Origin of the sequence: Massilia sp. YIM B02769 (assembly GCF_030411995.1) — a bacterium.
Classification (GTDB): domain Bacteria; phylum Pseudomonadota; class Gammaproteobacteria; order Burkholderiales; family Burkholderiaceae_D; genus Telluria.
In genome coordinates, this window is sequence record NZ_JASNRC010000003.1 from 52,000 (window position 1) to 66,310 (window position 14,311).

General features: G+C 64.5%; 16 protein-coding genes and 1 riboswitch. Of the genes, 8 read left to right on the top strand and 8 right to left on the bottom strand.

Features of this window, described 5'->3' with window-relative positions; all coding sequences use genetic code 11:
• Nucleotides 1-52 precede the first annotated feature (52 nt).
• Nucleotides 53-733, top strand: a complete 681-nt coding sequence (trmB, locus tag QPK31_RS05325) for a tRNA (guanosine(46)-N7)-methyltransferase TrmB (protein ID WP_290422273.1) — start codon at nt 53-55, stop codon at nt 731-733.
• 158 nt (nt 734-891) lie between these two features.
• Here trmB and QPK31_RS05330 read toward each other — a convergent pair whose 3' ends face one another.
• Genes QPK31_RS05330 through QPK31_RS05340 form a run of 3 tightly spaced genes read right to left on the bottom strand, consistent with a single transcriptional unit; the run spans nt 892 to nt 4,893 of the window.
• Nucleotides 892-2,169, bottom strand: coding sequence for a sugar MFS transporter (locus QPK31_RS05330; protein ID WP_290421909.1), 1,278 nt, complete (start codon nt 2,167-2,169; stop codon nt 892-894).
• A 38-nt stretch (nt 2,170-2,207) separates the two neighbouring features.
• The gene (recQ, locus tag QPK31_RS05335; protein ID WP_290421910.1) at nt 2,208-4,043 is read right to left on the bottom strand and encodes a DNA helicase RecQ; all 1,836 of its coding nucleotides are present in this window, start codon (nt 4,041-4,043) and stop codon (nt 2,208-2,210) included.
• A gap of 16 nt (nt 4,044-4,059) precedes the next feature.
• A complete protein-coding gene (locus tag QPK31_RS05340; RefSeq protein WP_290421911.1) occupies nt 4,060-4,893 on the bottom strand; it encodes an undecaprenyl-diphosphate phosphatase in 834 nt (277 codons plus the stop codon).
• A 269-nt stretch (nt 4,894-5,162) separates the two neighbouring features.
• Here QPK31_RS05340 and QPK31_RS05345 point away from each other — a divergent pair, with 269 nt between their 5' ends.
• On the top strand, nt 5,163-5,567 hold the full coding sequence (locus tag QPK31_RS05345; protein WP_290421912.1) for a hypothetical protein: 405 nt from the start codon (nt 5,163-5,165) through the stop codon (nt 5,565-5,567).
• Nucleotides 5,568-5,653: 86 nt separating this feature from the next.
• A complete protein-coding gene (locus tag QPK31_RS05350) occupies nt 5,654-5,866 on the top strand; it encodes a hypothetical protein (protein WP_290421913.1) in 213 nt (70 codons plus the stop codon).
• 3 nt (nt 5,867-5,869) lie between these two features.
• On the opposite strand, the gene QPK31_RS05355 is transcribed toward QPK31_RS05350, so the two are convergent.
• A complete protein-coding gene (locus tag QPK31_RS05355) occupies nt 5,870-6,124 on the bottom strand; it encodes a YkgJ family cysteine cluster protein (protein WP_290421914.1) in 255 nt (84 codons plus the stop codon).
• A gap of 142 nt (nt 6,125-6,266) precedes the next feature.
• On the opposite strand from QPK31_RS05355, the gene QPK31_RS05360 reads away from it, so the two are divergent.
• The 5 genes from QPK31_RS05360 to QPK31_RS05380 all read left to right on the top strand — a co-directional run bounded on the left by QPK31_RS05360 (nt 6,267) and on the right by QPK31_RS05380 (nt 10,503).
• A complete protein-coding gene (locus QPK31_RS05360) occupies nt 6,267-7,169 on the top strand; it encodes an SDR family oxidoreductase (RefSeq protein WP_290421915.1) in 903 nt (300 codons plus the stop codon).
• 124 nt (nt 7,170-7,293) lie between these two features.
• Nucleotides 7,294-7,944, top strand: coding sequence for a TetR/AcrR family transcriptional regulator (locus tag QPK31_RS05365; protein WP_290421916.1), 651 nt, complete (start codon nt 7,294-7,296; stop codon nt 7,942-7,944).
• Between the two features lie 173 nt (nt 7,945-8,117).
• Nucleotides 8,118-8,771, top strand: coding sequence for a protein-L-isoaspartate O-methyltransferase (locus QPK31_RS05370; RefSeq protein WP_290421917.1), 654 nt, complete (start codon nt 8,118-8,120; stop codon nt 8,769-8,771).
• Nucleotides 8,772-8,783: 12 nt separating this feature from the next.
• On the top strand, nt 8,784-9,107 hold the full coding sequence (locus QPK31_RS05375) for a rhodanese-like domain-containing protein (RefSeq protein WP_290421918.1): 324 nt from the start codon (nt 8,784-8,786) through the stop codon (nt 9,105-9,107).
• A gap of 40 nt (nt 9,108-9,147) precedes the next feature.
• A complete protein-coding gene (locus QPK31_RS05380; protein WP_290421919.1) occupies nt 9,148-10,503 on the top strand; it encodes a TolC family outer membrane protein in 1,356 nt (451 codons plus the stop codon).
• 85 nt (nt 10,504-10,588) lie between these two features.
• Here QPK31_RS05380 and QPK31_RS05385 read toward each other — a convergent pair whose 3' ends face one another.
• The 4 genes from QPK31_RS05385 to QPK31_RS05400 all read right to left on the bottom strand — a co-directional run bounded on the left by QPK31_RS05385 (nt 10,589) and on the right by QPK31_RS05400 (nt 14,307).
• Nucleotides 10,589-11,800, bottom strand: a complete 1,212-nt coding sequence (locus tag QPK31_RS05385) for a hypothetical protein (RefSeq protein WP_290421920.1) — start codon at nt 11,798-11,800, stop codon at nt 10,589-10,591.
• 223 nt (nt 11,801-12,023) lie between these two features.
• Nucleotides 12,024-12,668: a 3,4-dihydroxy-2-butanone-4-phosphate synthase gene (gene ribB, locus QPK31_RS05390; RefSeq protein ID WP_290421921.1), complete on the bottom strand. Its 645-nt coding sequence runs from the start codon at nt 12,666-12,668 to the stop codon at nt 12,024-12,026.
• A gap of 108 nt (nt 12,669-12,776) precedes the next feature.
• Nucleotides 12,777-12,926: riboswitch (FMN riboswitch) on the bottom strand.
• A gap of 93 nt (nt 12,927-13,019) precedes the next feature.
• Nucleotides 13,020-13,433 carry a lactoylglutathione lyase gene (gloA, locus tag QPK31_RS05395; protein ID WP_290421922.1) on the bottom strand — a complete coding sequence of 138 codons (414 nt, stop codon included), beginning with the start codon at nt 13,431-13,433 and terminating at the stop codon, nt 13,020-13,022.
• Nucleotides 13,434-13,875: 442 nt separating this feature from the next.
• Nucleotides 13,876-14,307: an OsmC family protein gene (locus tag QPK31_RS05400; protein ID WP_290421923.1), complete on the bottom strand. Its 432-nt coding sequence runs from the start codon at nt 14,305-14,307 to the stop codon at nt 13,876-13,878.
• Between the last annotated feature and the right edge of the window lie 4 nt (nt 14,308-14,311).

Here is a 14,311-nt window from a genome sequence, read left to right on the forward strand (position 1 = left end):
TACCCAAATTCCCATGTCCGAAGAAAAGCCAAGCAACGGCCCAGCCCGTACGATGCTGTACGACCCTACCGAACACCGCATCCGCAGTTTCGTCACGCGCGCCGGCAGGCTGTCGACGGGGCAGGCACGCGCCTTCGAGGAATTCGGGCCGCAATTTTTGGTCGAGTACAAGAAGGAGCTGCTCGACTATGAGGCCGCCTTCGGGCGCAAGGCGCCGGTCATCCTGGAGATCGGCTTCGGCATGGGCGACACCACGGCGCACATCGCGCGCCTGATGCCGGAAAAGGATTTCATCGGTGTCGAAGTGCACACGCCGGGCGTGGGCAGCCTGCTCAAGCAGATCGGCGAGCAGTCGATTACCAATTTGCGCCTGGTCCAGCACGACGTGTTCGAGGTGCTGAACCACATGATCGCGGACGGCTCGCTGGCTGGCGTGCATGTGTTCTTCCCGGACCCCTGGCACAAGGCGCGCCACAACAAGCGCCGTTTGATCCAGGCGCCGTTCGTCAAGTTGCTGTGCCAGAAACTGGAAGCCGGCGGCTATATTCACCTGGCGACCGACTGGGAAGACTATGCGGTGCAGATGCTGGAGGTGCTGGGCGCCGAAGAGCAGCTGGCGAATACCGCCGAGGGTTATGCGCCGCAGCCGGCGTACCGGCCGCTGACCAAGTTCGAGAACCGTGGCCTGAAACTCGGCCATGGCGTGTGGGATCTGGTGTTCACCAAGAAGTAATCAGTAGGCTGCCGGCATTTCTGGCATTGTTGGCCGTGCCCGACGTAGGGTGGGCGCCCCGTGCCCACGCGTGAACGCTGATCATTGTTGGCTCGCTTTTCAACAAGCCAACACTATTCACACGTCACGCGTGGGCACAGGGGCGCCCACCCTACCAATCAAGCGGCGCGTGGCCTACGCGCGAACATCCCGAAGCACACGATGATGCCGTAGCAGATAGCCGGCACGATCAGCGCCATCTTCAGCCCCACCAGGTCCGCCGTGTGCCCGGTAATCAGGGGCACGATCGCGCCGCCGACAATCGCCACGCAGATCAGCCCCGACCCCTCCGCCGCACGCTCCCCCAGCCCTTCGCAGGCCAGCGAGAAGATGGTCGGGAACATGATGGAATTGAACAGCCCCACCGCCAGCAGCGACCAGCCCGACACCATGCCGGTCGTATTCGCCGACACCAGCAGCAGCAGGATCGTCATGCTTGCCGCGCAGGCCAGCACCTTCCCCGGCGAGAACATGCGCAGCAGGGCCGCGCCGATGAAGCGGCCGACCATGGCGCCGCCCCAGTATAGCGGCACGTGCTTGCCGGCCGCTTCCGCGCTCAGTCCCAGCACGTTCGATTCCATCAGGTAGTTCACGATCACCGAGCCGACCGCCACTTCCGCGCCCACGTACAGGAAGATGCAGGCCGCGCCGAACGCAAAGCGCGGCTGCTTCAGCAGTTCGAAGGCCTTCAGGATGCTGACCTTCGGCGCCGGCGTCTCTACCAGCTTCTTGCGGTTGTGCCAGACCAGGGCGGCCACGATCACCAGCGCGATCGCCAGGCCGATATAGGTCTGCACCACGACCCGCGTTTCCTCGGCGCGGTAGGCGTCGAGCGCGGCGCCGCTCAGGGTGCTCGCATCGATTGTCGCCAGCGAGCCCAGGATCAGGATCGCGCCCACGTACGGGAACACCGTGGTGCCGAGCGAATTGAAGGCCTGGGCAAAGGTCAGGCGGCTGTGCGCCGTCTGCGGCGCGCCGAGCAGCGAGATCAGCGGATTGGCCACCACCTGCACGATGGTGATGCCGGAGGCCAGCACGAACAGCGCGACCAGGAAGGTGGCGAACACGCCCGACGAGGAAGCCGGAATGAACAGCAAACAGCCCGCCGTCATGGTCAGCAGCCCCACCACCGCGGTGCGCATGTAACCGATGCGCTGCACGATGGCGGCTGCCGGAATCGAGACGATGAAGTAGGCGGCGAAGAAGGCCGACTGCACCAGCATCGCCTGTGCGTAGCTGAGCGTGAACAAGTCCTTCAGCTTGGGGATGATGACGTCGTTCAGGCTGGTGATGCCGCCGAAGATGAAGAACAGCGCGAAGACAAAGGTCTGCAGGCTGGCGGCATTCGCCGGCACAGCATGGGCAGGCGCGGGGGCGGTAGAGGATTCGATCTGCATGTTGGATAAGCTATGGTTGAATCGTGCCTCGGCTACTGCTACAGCATCTCGTTGATGATACCGACGATGTCGTCGCCGTAGGAAACCAGTTTTTTCTCGCCGACGCCTGACACGCCGCGCAATTCCTGCAGCGAGGTCGGCTTGACCTTGGCGATCTCGCGCAGGGTGGCGTCCTGGAACACCACATAGGCCGGCACGCCGTGCTCGCGCGCCGCACCCATGCGCCAGGAGCGTAGGCGGTCGAAGATCGCCTGCTCGGACTTCGACAGTTCCAGCTCCTCGTAACCCTTCGAGGAAGCGAAGCTGCGCTTCGGCTTGACCGGCTTCTGGTACTGGCGCAGCTGTACTTTCTGCCCGCCCTTCAGTACCGGACGGGCGGCGTCGGTCAGCTTCAGGGAACTATAGGCGTCGTGGTCGACCGCCACCAGGCCGAGCGCGATCACCTGGCGCACGATGGCGCGCCATTCCTGTTCGCTGCGGTCGTTGCCGATGCCGTAGACCGACAGCGCATCGTGGTGCCACTGGCTGATGCGGTCGGTCTGCACGCCGCGCAGCACGTCGATCACGTGGCCGGCGGCGAAGCGCTGGTCAACGCGGTAGATGGCCGACAGCAGCTTTTGCACCGGCACCGTGGCATCGAACGACACCGGCGGAATCAGGCAGGTATCGCAGTTGCCGCAGGGGCCGGAGCGTTCGCCGAAATAATCGAGCAGGCGCATGCGCCGGCAAGAGAGCGTCTCGCACAGGCCGAGCATGGCGTCGAGCTTGATCGACAGCACGCGCTTGAAGGTTTCGTCGGCCTCGGATTCGTCGATCATCCGGCGCTGCAGCACCACGTCCTGCAAGCCGTAGGCCATCCAGGCGCTGGCCGGCATGCCGTCGCGGCCGGCGCGGCCGGTTTCCTGGTAATAGCCCTCGATGCTCTTCGGCAGATCCAGGTGGCAGACGAAGCGCACGTCCGGCTTGTCGATGCCCATGCCGAAGGCGATGGTCGCGACCATCACGATGTTCTCTTCGCGCAGGAAGCGCGCCTGGTTCCCGGCGCGCACGCTGTGCTCCATGCCCGCGTGGTAGGCCATGGCGCGGATGCCGTTCTCGTTCAGGAAGTCGGCGGTTTCCTCGACTTTTTTACGCGACAGGCAGTACACGATGCCGGAGTCGCCCGGGTGCTCGGCGCTGATGAAGTCGAGCAGCTGCTTGCGGCCGTTGGTCTTTTCGACGATGGCGTAGCGGATGTTCGGGCGGTCGAAGGACGACACGAACTGGCGCGCTTCCTCCAGCTGCAGGCGCTGGGCGATCTCGGCGCGGGTCTGCTGGTCGGCCGTGGCCGTGAGGGCGATGCGCGGCACGTCGGGAAACTGCTCGTGCAGGATCGACAGGCGGATGTACTCGGGCCGGAAATCGTGGCCCCATTGCGACACGCAGTGGGCCTCGTCGATGGCGAACAGCGAGATGCGCGAATCGTGGAACAAATCGAGGCAGCGCTGGGTCATCAGGCGCTCGGGCGCCACGTACACCAGGTCGATGCCGCCGGTGCGCACCAGGCGCTCGATGCGCAGGGTCTCTTCGAAGGTCTGGGTCGAGTTCAGGAAGGCGGCGCGCACGCCGACTTCTTCCAGCGCATCGACCTGGTCCTGCATCAGCGCGATCAGCGGCGAGACCACCACGCCCACGCCGTCGCGCAGCAGCGCCGGGATCTGGTAGCACAGCGACTTGCCGCCGCCGGTCGGCATCAGGACCAGGGCGTCGCCGCCATTGGCCACGTGCTGGACGATGTCGGCCTGGTTCCCGCGGAAGGCGGGATAGCCGAAGACGGTCTGCAGGACGTCCAGCGCGCGTGCTTCGGTGTCAGGGGCAAGGGTCTCGGTGTTCATGCAAAGTTTCCTGGGATTATTCCGCCCAGTCCACCAGGCCGTAGTGCGCGGTGACGAGGACGATCACGCCGAACACGATACGGTACCAGGCGAAGATCGTGAAGTCGTGGGTACTGATGTAGCGCAGCAGCCAGCGCACGCACAGGAAAGCCGAGACGAAGGCGGCCAGGCCGCCGATGCCGAACATCGGCAGGTCGCTCATCGACAGCAGCGCGCGTTCCTTGTACACCGAGTACACGGTGGCCGACAGCAGGGTCGGGATCGCCAGGAAGAAGGAGAATTCGGTGGCCGCCTTGCGCGACAGGCCGAACAGCATGCCGCCGATGATGGTGGCGCCCGAGCGGCTGGTGCCCGGTATCAGGGCGAATGCCTGGGCGCAGCCGACCTTCAAGGCGTCGAGCACCGTCATGTCGTCGACGGTCTCGATGCGCGCGGCCTTTGGCAAATGCTTGTGGCGGCGCTCGGCGTACAGGATCACGAAGGCGCCGACGATGAAGGCCATCGCCACCGGCACCGGCTTGAACAGCTCGGCCTTGATGGCGCTGGCGAAGACCAGGCCGAGGAGGGCGGCCGGCAGGAAGGCGACGATCAGGTTGATCACGAACTTCTGCTGGCGCCGCTCGGAAGACAGGCCGCTCAGCACGCGGGCGATGCGCGCACGGTATTCCCAGATCACGGCCAGCATGGCGCCGGCCTGGATCGCGATTTCGAAGACCTTGACCTTCTCGCCCGTGAAGTTCAGCAGGCTGCCGGCGAGGATCAGGTGGCCGGTCGAGGAAATCGGCAGGAATTCGGTAAAGCCCTCGACCAGGCCCATGATGATCGCCTTGACGGCGAGAAGGATATCCATGAAGGTTTGCTATTGATGAGTGGGGAAGTAAAGGCGCGGATAAGCGGAGGCGACCCACAAGGCGTCGAAGCTTACCACGGACAGGCCCGGTGCCGCTGAGTTGGCCGCAATGGGCCGGGATATTTTATTGCGCGAATATTGCCTGTTTATTACTAGAAATTGCTCGCTTTATATGCCAGCCACGGCCGCGCACAATACCCGCCGCGACATGCGCCACGCCGGTTTTATCGTGCTAGACTCGTCTGCATGAGTAACGCTGCCGTTTACAAATGAGCATACTGGCGATCCTTGTCCTGCTGGCGGTCGCATGGTCGGTGCTGGCGTTCGGACAACTGCCGAACCCCCTGCGTACACGCACTTGCCAGGGCCGTTCCTGGCGCCGCGCCTTCCCGCGGGCGTCCAACAAACAAATCCGCGAATTCCTCTCCGTCTTCACATCGGCCTTCGATTTCCGCGATGCCGACCTCCTGAAGTTCCGTCCCGACGATCAATTGCTCGGTCTTTACCGCGCCGTGCATCCTTCGAAATGGATGCCTGGCACGGTGGAGTTCGACACCCTGGCGCGCAACCTGCGCGCCAAGTTCGGCGTGGCGCTGGAAGACATCTGGGACGAGCGCATGACGCTGGGCGCGCTGTTCTCGCATATCCAGCAGGCCCGGCCGGCAATGCGTTAAGGTCGGACGCCGGCGCCGCCCTGGCGCCCGCAAAATATTTACAAGGCAGCACTTGAACCGTCATTGCCAAAGCTCATCTATTGGCAATGATGAAACACAAGCTCAACTGGAGACGACCGCTCTTCTACCTGCTGCTGCCGGTGTTTTTCATCATGGTCTTTCTCGGCTTTCCGATCCGGATGGCGCCGCCGCCTGCCACCAGGGTCGGGCAGGAAATCTCGACAACCGTCAAAAAGAAAAAGAAGGCACGCCTGCTGATGCCGGGCGAATCCGAACCGGAGGCCGAAGAACCAGGCTGATGCTCAGGGCGCCGTTGCGCGTTCGAGTGCATCGAGCCAGCGGATCGCCTGTTCGCGGCTGTCGCCGCACATTTCCGGCGATGGTTGTAGGCCGCCGCAGAATGCCGGCCGCTCGGGACGCCCGAAGATCAGGCAGCGATTGTCCTCGGCCAGCTGCACGCAGCGCACGCCGGCTGGCTTGCCGTTGGGCATGCCCGGAATCGGACTGGTGATCGAAGGCGCCGTGCAGCAGGCGCCGCAGTGGTCGCGGCAATTCATGAGGTAATCGAGGAAGCGGGCAGCGGAGCCGGCAAGTATAACGCGGGCGCCGGGCTGATTGACAGCGCCCAGCTGGCGGGCGCGCCGTTGCTGTCTTTCCTGATAAGGTTGGTCACAACGAAAACAACCGGGAGTCCGGCAGATGGCCAGTTCGCTCAAGCCCCTCGACCAGCAAGTCATGGTCATCACCGGCGCCTCCAGCGGCATCGGCCTGGCCACGGCGCAGGACGCCGGCCGGCGCGGCGCGAAACTGGTGCTGGCCGCACGCAGCGGCGACGTGCTGGCGGCGGTGGTCGAGGGCCTGCGCGCCGGCGGCGTCGAGGCCATCCACGTGGTGGCCGACGTGTCCGACCGTGCCCAGGTCGAGGCGGTGGCGCAGGCGGCGATTGCGCGCTTCGGACGCATCGATACCTGGGCGAATGTGGCCGGGGGCACCATCTACGGCCGCCTCGACGAAGTGAACGAGGCCGACAGCCGGCGCCTGTTCGACGTGAATTTCTGGGGCATCGTCAACGGTTCGCTGACGGCGCTGCCGCACCTGCGCATGACCGGCGGCGCACTGGTCAACGTCGGCAGCGAAGCGTCCGAGGTCGCCATTCCCTTGCAGGGCATGTACACGGCCAGCAAGCACGCGGTGAAAGGTTTTACCGATGCGCTGCGCATCGAGGTCGAGCAGGTCGATGGCGCGGCGGTGTCGATCACCCTGATCCAGCCGACCGCGGTCGACACGCCGCTGCCCCAGCACGCGCGCAATTACATGGCGCACGAACCGAAGCTGCCTTCGCCCCAGCTCGATCCGCACCAGGTCGCCGAGGCCATCCTGGACGCCGCCACGTCGCCGGCGCGCAACGTCAAGGTGGGCGCGATGGCCACGCTGGACGTGGCGGTGGAAAAATTCCTGCCGGGCGTGGCGGACGTGATGGCGGCCTTCCAGGTGCCGCGCCAGCAGACCGACCAGCCGGCGCAAACGCGCGAGGGCGCGCTCTACCGGGCCGGCGCGCAGGGGCGTATTTATGGCTGCGGCAACGGCAAGGCAGGGAAGTAGGACCGTCGGAGCAAGGCATGACAACACGGGGCGGGTGGAGCAGGGCGGCAGGCGCATGCGCGCTTGACTGGTCTCCCACCCGGGTCTATATTCGATGACTCTTTGAAAGTTGTCGGACAGAAGCATGGAATGCCCACTTGACACCAAGCCGCGCTGGGAGCGCCGCAAGGATGCTCGTCCGCAGGAGTTGCTGGCGGCGGCCATCGACCTGTTCGTCGAACGCGGCTTTGCCGCGACCCGGCTGGAAGACGTCGCGCGCCGCGCCGGCGTGTCGAAGGGCACCCTGTATTTGTATTTCGAGAACAAGGAAGAATTGTTCAAGGCCGTGGTGCGCACCAGTATCGTGCCGGTGATCGGCGAGGCCGAATCCTCGGTCGCCGAATTCGACGGCCACAGCGCCGAACTGCTGCGCAAGGTCATGCTGGACTGGTGGGACCGCATCGGCGTCAATAAAGTGTCCGGCATCGTCAAGCTGGTGATGGCCGAAGCGAACAACTTTCCCGAACTGGCCAAGTTCTACCAGGACGAGGTCATCAACCGCGGCACGCGCATGATTTCCAGCATGCTCGAACGCGGCATCGCCCGCGGCGAATTCCGCGCAATCAATGTCACGCAAACGACGCAAGTGCTGATGGCGCCCATGCTGATGTTGGTCACCTGGAAGCATTCGGTCGGTCCTTGCGAGCGCGGCGACCTCGAACCGCTGGCCTTCCTCGACGCCTTCCTCGACATGGCGCTGCACGGCCTGCTGCCTCCGGCCGCCCCGGCGGCGTGAACGGTCGAGCGCAAACCCATCCTCTTCAGGACGCCTTTTTCGGGCGTTCATTCCCCGTAAACTGCAGACTGTCGCAATTTCGCGATCTCGCGATGCCATCCCGATAAGATGTGCGTCCTGAGGCAGTTCAACGATAAAATATCGGATTATTTCTTTTACCACCGAGTATCAAGATGAATATCGAACAAGCCCGCTTCAACATGATCGAACAGCAGATCCGCCCATGGAACGTGCTGGACCAGGACGTCCTCGACCTGCTGCACGTGGTCAAGCGCGAACAGTTCGTGCCGACGGCCTACCAGAACCTGGCCTTTGCCGACGTCGAGATCCCGCTGCCGGGCGGCGCCGCGATGTTCAATCCGAAAGTCGAAGCGCGCATCCTGCAGGAACTGAACCTGAAGAAAGACGAAACCGTGCTGGAAGTCGGCGCCGGTTCCGGCTACATGGCCGCACTGATGGCGCACAAGGCGCGCCAGGTGACCACCGTCGAGCTGTCGCCGGAAGTCAAGGCGCTGGCCGAAGCCAACCTGAAGAACGCCGGCATCGTCAACGTCACCGTGGTCGAAGGCAATGCCGCGGCCGGCTGGGACAAGGGCGCACCGTTCGACGTGATCGTCATCTCGGGCGGCCTGGAAAGCCTGCCGGAAGCCTTCCTCAAGCAAGTGAAGGTCGGTGGCCGCATCGCCGCCATCGTCGGCCAGGCGCCGGCCATGTCCTGCGAGATCGTGACCCGCGTATCGGAAACCGGCTACGACACGGTCAAGCTGTTCGAGACCAACGCCAAGCCGCTGGCCGGCGCGCCGGTCGCGTCGCGTTTCACTTTCTAAGAGGCGGAAACGATGCAGCACATCACCGCTCCCGAGCTGGCCGCGCGGCTGAACGACCCGGCAGGCGAGCGCCCGCTGCTGCTCGACGTGCGCGAGAACTGGGAATTCGCCACCTGCCACATCGCAGGCTCGACCCAGATTCCTATGCACCTGGTTCCGATCCGTGCCGGCGAACTGCCCGACGACCAGGAAATCGTCTGCATCTGCCACCACGGCGCGCGCAGCATGCAGGTCGCGGCCTTTTTGGAGCGCAACGGGTTCGAGAACGTAACGAATTTGACGGGCGGAATACACGCCTGGGCCGTACAGGTCGATCCGGCCATGCCGAAGTATTGACCTGCTTTCCTAACTTTTGATGACTCCGACGGAGACCGCAATGCAGAAACCCCTCATCGCCATGCTGCTGGCCAGCGCTTTCGTGTCGTTCGACGCGAACGCGATCGACCTGATCCAGGTATACCAGCAGGCCCTGGCCAACGACGCCACCTACGCCAGCGCGCGCGCTTCGCTCGCCGCCGGCCGTGAACGGGTGACGCAGGGGCGTGCGGGGTTGCTGCCTACGGTCGGCCTGTCGGGCTCCTACGTCAAGAACGACAACGATTTTTCGCCATTCAACCAGGGCCAGACGGTGGTCGTCGACGGCGTGCCGACCATCATTGCCGGCAGCGGTTCCGACCTGCGCACCAACCAGTACGGCCTGTCGCTGACCCAGCCGCTGTTCCGCTGGGACCGCTGGCAGACCTATGAGCAAAGCAAACTCGCCCAGGCAATTGCCGAAGCCCAGTTTGCCCAGGCCCAGCAAGATTTGATCACGCGCGTGGCGCAAGCCTACTTCGACGTGCTGGCCGCCCAGGACACGCTGGAGTCGACCCGCGCCCAGAAGAGTGCGGTGACCGAGCAGCTGGCCTCGGCCAAGCGCAACTTCGAGGTCGGCACCCAGACCATCACGGACACGCACGAAGCGCAGGCCGCGTACGACCTGGTGGTGGCCCAGGAGTTCGCCGCCGTCAACGACCTGGAAAACCGCCGCACCATGCTGCAAATGATCATCGGCAAGGCGCCGGAAGCGCTGGCGCCGCTGCAGACCGGCGTGACGCTGACCTCGCCGCAGCCGGCCACGGTCGACCCCTGGGTGAGTTCGGCCGAAACCCAGAACTACGGCGTGACCGCTTCGGAACTGGCGCTGGAATCGGCCAAGCGCGACATCTCGCGCAACCGCGCCGGCCACCTGCCGACCCTGGACCTGGTGGCGAATGCCGGCCGCAGCAACGTCAGCGGGCGCACCCTGAGTTCGGGCGACGGCCGCAACAATTCCATCGGCGTGCAGTGGACGGTGCCGATCTTCAGCGGCTACGCCGTCACCAGCCGCGTGCGCGAATCGATCGCCCTGGAAGACAAGGCCCGCAACGACCTCGAAACCACGCGCCGTAACGCCGCCCTGCAGGCACGCCAGGCTTTCCTGGGCGTGAACAGCGGCATGGCGCAAGTCAAGGCGCTGGAAGCGGCCGAAGTGTCGAGCCAGTCGGCGCTGGAATCGAACAAGCTGGGTTACCAGGTGGGCGTGCGCATCAACATCGACGTGCTGAATGCCCAGCGCCAGCTGTATTCGACCCGTACCGACCTGGCGCGTGCGCGCTACAACACCATCCTGAACGGCCTGCGCCTGAAGGCGGCGGCCGGTTCGCTGCGCGAAGCGGACTTGGTGCCGGTGAACAATCTGCTGCAGAAATAAGCTTGCATATAAAATTTGCATCCTGGCTCCTGGATGCAAATAAAAAACGGCGCCTTACTGGCGCCGTTTTTCTTCCCATGAACGCTTATTTGCCGCCGTTCTTTCTTGGTCGCAGCAGGCCGAGTCCGGTGTTGGTCCGTACGGCAATCGCGCCATCGTCGGCCACCGCCTCGGCTTCCAGCAGCACGACTCCCGCCGGCAGGTCCTTCACCCGCGTATTCAGGTCGACCAGGCCATAGGTCGGCCCCCAGGCAACGGCGTGCTCGGGACCGGTGTTCCCATCGACCGCCTGGCCGACGATCAGGCCGGAGGCGTTGATGGCGTTGGCGTCGGAGAAGCGGCCGCCGTTCAGCGTGCCCAGGCTGCGCATGCTCGTGCCGTCATGCACGAAGGCGACCTGGCCGAAATTGCTGTAGACGTAGCCGACCACATGGCCGGCGTCGTTGATCGCATGGGGCACCGCACCGTTGGTGTCGGGCAGCATGCCGAGGTCCTGGAGTACGCCGCCGCTGTAGCGGAAGGCGCGCAGCAGGCCATCGACCACGGGGTCGCGCGCGCTGATGGTGACCTGGCCGGACTCGTTGATGTCGATTGCCTGCGAGCTGAAGCCGGGCGGATTCAGGTCCTGCAGCGGCGCACCCGTGCGCGCGTCGTACAGGAAGGCGTGGAGCACGTTCTCGCCCGTGATCGTTGATGTGCCGACCACCTGGCCGGCCGCATTCATGTCGAGCGCCTCCGAGATCTGCCCGCCCAGGGTGCCGAGGTCGCGCATCGACTTGCCGTCGTAATAGAAGGCGTGCCGCGGCGAGCCGGGCACCGTGGACCAGCCGGCCACCTTGCCGCAGGTGCTGATCGACACGCCCCAGGACTCGCCGCCCAGCGTGCCGATGTCGTGCAGGGTGCCGTCGTAGAAGAAGGCGTGGGGAATGCCGGACGGCGTCTGCCCCCAGCCGGCTACCTGGCCGCAGCGGTTGACGGCGAAGGCCCGCGCGTTCGCCCCGCCAAAGGTGCCGAGGTCGATGTTGGTCTTGCCGTTGTACAGGAAAGCCCGGACGGTGCCCGATTCATCCCACGAGCTGCCGGTCACCAGTCCGCCGTTGGCAATGCCTTGCCGGTCGACCACGCCGTACGTGATGCCGGGCAGGCCGATGGGGGTAAAGTCGTACAGCGGACCCTGGTTGACCGGTGGCGAGGGCGGCGCGGGCTGGACGGGCGGCGCCGGGTGCGGAGTGTGACTGCCGCCGCCGCCGCCGCAAGCAGTCAGCAAGGCGCACAGTGCCAGGACGGCGCCTGACATTGCCTGGTGGGTTGGAATGACGATCCTGGATGAACGGAAACCGGACATGACGCGCCTCCATTGACGTTTGATGCTTCAGTCTAGGTCGGGCTCGGCTGCTGCGTTCGCGTATTGAAGAGTTCGTTTGTCTTCGGTCAAGGCGACCGTTGACCCCGTGCAATGACTTCTTTCAAATGCTTCCGTAAAGAAAAACGGCGCCGCAGCGCCGTTGTTCATGCCCGCATTACGCCTGGCGCTTGCGCCATTCGATCATCTCGGCAATCGTCAGGATCGGGAAGCCGCGTTCCTCGGCAAAGCGCTCGATGTCTGCGCCGCGCATCATGGTGCCGTCCGGGTTCATCAGCTCGCACAGCACGGCCGACGGTTGCAGGCCGGCCATGATGGACAAATCGACCGAGCCTTCGGTATGGCCGGCGCGCGACAGCACGCCGCCCGGCGTGGCGCGCAGGGGGAATACGTGGCCAGGGCGCACCAGGTCGTCCGGCTTGGCATCGGCAGCAATCGCGGCGCGGATGGTGGTGACGCGGTCGGCCGCCGAGACGCCGGTGGTGACGCCGTGGCGCGCCTCGATCGACACCGTGAACGGGGTGCCGTAGCGGCTGCCGTTCTCGATGGCCATCGGCGGCAGTTCCAGTTCGCGCACGCGCTCGGCCGACAGGCACAGGCAGACGATGCCGCTGCATTCGCGGATCATCAGGGCCATGGTTTCGACGGTCAGCTTTTCGGCGGCAACGATCAGGTCGGCTTCGTTTTCGCGGTCGAAATCGTCGAGCAGGATGACCGGGATGCCGGCGCGGGTGGCCGCCAGTGCCGCGGCGATGCGGCCGTCCAGGTCGGTGCTGTGAAGGGAGTAAGTGTTGACTAACATTGTGAGACGCTCCTCGCGTGAAGTTGGCGAAAAACGCATCAGGGCAAGCGAATAGACGCGCCTTGCGTGCAAGCCGCAGGGGCGAGCAGAGGCAAAGCGCATGGCAGCGCACATCTTCTTTCATCCGGACTATGACCGTCGGCCCTGGCATCGCACCAGATCTGCTGACCCTGCCACGGGAAGTGGCAGGCGCTCGCGGGCTTGGTCTTTGCAGACCTTACCGCCGGTGGGGAATTCCACCCCGCCCCGAAGACGTATTGAATGCCTGTGGAAACAGGCGCAAGAATTTTAACAGCAAGCGTCCAGCCCTGCCGGGCAGGGCCGGTTTTCGCCGGCTGGCCCCGTTGCCTCTTAGTTGCTGAGGCCGCCGCCGCCTTCGTTGTCCTTGCGCTGGATGAACTCGATCTTGTAGCCGTCCGGGTCGGTGACAAAGGCGATCACGGTGGTGCCGCCCTTGACCGGGCCCGGCTCGCGCGTGATGTTGCCGCCGGCCTTGCGTACGGCGTCGCAGGTGACGTAGATGTCGTCGGCCGAGATGGCGATGTGGCCATAGGCGGTACCCATGTCGTAGCGCTCGGTGCCGTAGTTGTAGGTCAGCTCGAGTTCGGCGTGGTCGGGGTTGCTGCCGTAGCCGAGGAAGGCCAGCTTGTACTGGTACTCGGGGTTGTCGCTGGTGCGCAGCAGTTTCATGCCGAGGACCTGGGTGTAGAAATCGATGGAGCGTTGCAGGTCGCCGACGCGGAGCATGGTGTGCAGGATGCGCATGGGGTGGTGTCCTTCTGAGAAAACGGAAAGCAGCAATTTTATGCGTTCGGGGCGATCCTTGCCGGAGGCGGGTAGGAAGGAGGCGTTGTCCATCACGGATGTTCCGCCGGCGTCGTTTCATTGTTGGCGCTGACCGTACGGTGGGGTCATTGATGCCGGGGGCATCAATGACGAAGTGCCCACGCGGTTACGTACACCTGCTTGCACCTGTGCCGGCAACATATCGCTCGATACGTATCCGAAGGGCGCCATTTGGTCAGTTCGTGGCCATCATAAATGGTCCGAGCGATCAGTTACGGCCGCAGGTGCAAGCAAACGTGCGTAACCGCGTGGGCACTTCGTCATTGATGCCCCCGGCATCAATGACCCCACCGTACGGTCAGCGTTGCGAGTGAATGGAAATGCCAACGCGGGCATGAACCGTTCACCCAACATCAACGAATCAGTTTTCCAGCCGCGAAGCCAGCGTGATCTCGGCATTAAACAACTTCGACACCGGGCAGTTTTCCTTGGCGGTGGTGGCCGCCTTGTCGAAGGCCTCCTGGCTGGCGCCGGGAATCTTCGCCACCAGGTCGAGGTGCACGGCGGTGATCTTGAAGCCGCCCTCGACCTTTTCCATCGACACGGTGGCCGTGGTGCGCAGTTCCTCGGCCGTCAGGCCGGCCTGGCCGAGCTGGCCGGACAGGGCCATCGTGAAACAGCCGGCGTGGGCCGCGCCGATCAGTTCTTCCGGGTTGGTGCCGGGGCCGTCCTCGAAGCGGGTGTTGAAGCCGTACTGCGAATCCTTCAGCACGCCACTGCCGGTCGAGACCGCGCCCTTGCCGTCCTTCAGGCCGCCGCTCCAGACGGCGCTGCCATTGCGTTTGATGGTCATGAGT